This is a genomic window from Elstera litoralis (assembly GCF_000963705.1).
Classification (GTDB): Bacteria; Pseudomonadota; Alphaproteobacteria; order Elsterales; family Elsteraceae; genus Elstera; species Elstera litoralis.
Genome location: NZ_LAJY01000873.1, coordinates 1 through 1014 on the forward strand (window position 1 = coordinate 1; position 1014 = coordinate 1014).

1 protein-coding gene, 1 tRNA gene and 2 pseudogenes are annotated in these 1014 nt (G+C 55.5%); all 4 read left to right on the top strand.

All coding sequences use genetic code 11. The features are described 5' to 3' along the window. A pseudogene (locus tag VZ95_RS23560) lies at nucleotides 1–273 on the top strand (EF-Tu C-terminal domain-related protein); the annotation flags it as partial. Nucleotides 274–377: 104 nt separating this feature from the next. Then, a tRNA-Trp gene (locus VZ95_RS20435) sits at nucleotides 378–453 on the top strand. Nucleotides 454–561: 108 nt separating this feature from the next. After that, the gene (secE, locus tag VZ95_RS20440; protein WP_045777497.1) at nucleotides 562–759 is read left to right on the top strand and encodes a preprotein translocase subunit SecE; all 198 of its coding nucleotides are present in this window, start codon (nucleotides 562–564) and stop codon (nucleotides 757–759) included. A gap of 4 nt (nucleotides 760–763) precedes the next feature. Further along, nucleotides 764–1014: pseudogene (locus VZ95_RS20445) on the top strand (transcription termination/antitermination NusG family protein); the annotation flags it as partial.

Below are 1014 nucleotides of genomic sequence, written 5' to 3' on the forward strand. Positions count from 1 at the left end.
GTTCAAGKCGGAAGCCTATATTCTGACGAAAGAAGAAGGCGGTCGTCACACGCCGTTCTTCACCAACTATCGTCCGCAGTTCTACTTCCGTACACGGATGTCACCGGGAACGTGTCGCTGCCGGAAGGCACCGAAATGGTCATGCCGGGCGATAACGTGTCGATGGATGTGGAACTCATCCAACCGATCGCGATGGACGAAGGCTTGCGCTTCGCTATCCGCGAAGGTGGTCGTACCGTCGGCGCAGGCGTCGTCGCATCGATTATCGCGTAAGACTGCTTAAACGAGATGCCAGGGTCGCGCGGCGACTCTGGCTTTTTCGTAACAAAAGCCTTGCAATGCAGGGTGGACCTTGGTAAATCCAGCGGCCCATCTGGAGGAGCATAGCTCAACTGGTAGAGCACCGGTCTCCAAAACCGGGGGTTGGGGGTTCGATCCCCTCTGCTCCTGCCATTCTCTTAAAAAGAGTGGCATCCACCAGCAGGGCACAGAGAGGACCGATTGAGGCGGTGGAACCCTTCCCCGCCTTATTTATTCGGACCGGAGATGTTGAGTAAGCGCATGGCGAAGACTAGCCCGGTTCAATTTTTCAAGGAAGTCCGGCTCGAAGCCCGCAAGGTGACGTGGCCGACCTGGAAAGAAACATGGATCAGCACCGTAATGGTGTTCGTGATGGGGCTGCTTGCGGCCTTATTCTTCTTTCTGGTGGATCAAGGCCTCTCCATTGGCATTCGCCTGATTCTCGGGCTGGGAAAGTAGGGCCATGACGCAGCGCTGGTATGTTGTTCACGTCTATTCTGGGTTCGAAAAAAGGTGGTCCAGGCCATCCGCGAAACCGCTGAGCAAAAAGGTATGGCCGATCTGATTGGCGATATCATGGTTCCGACTGAAGAAGTCGTTGAGATCCGGCGCGGCGCAAAAGTGAATTCGGAGCGCAAGCTCATTCCCGGCTACGTGCTGGTGAAAATGGAAATGAACGACCAGACGTGGCACATCGTCACCTCGACCCCGAAA

Coding starts and splice junctions, on each gene's coding strand:
- secE (WP_045777497.1), top strand. CDS start 562: ATGGCGAAGACTAGCCCGGTTCAATTTTTCAAGGAAGTCCGGCTCGAA.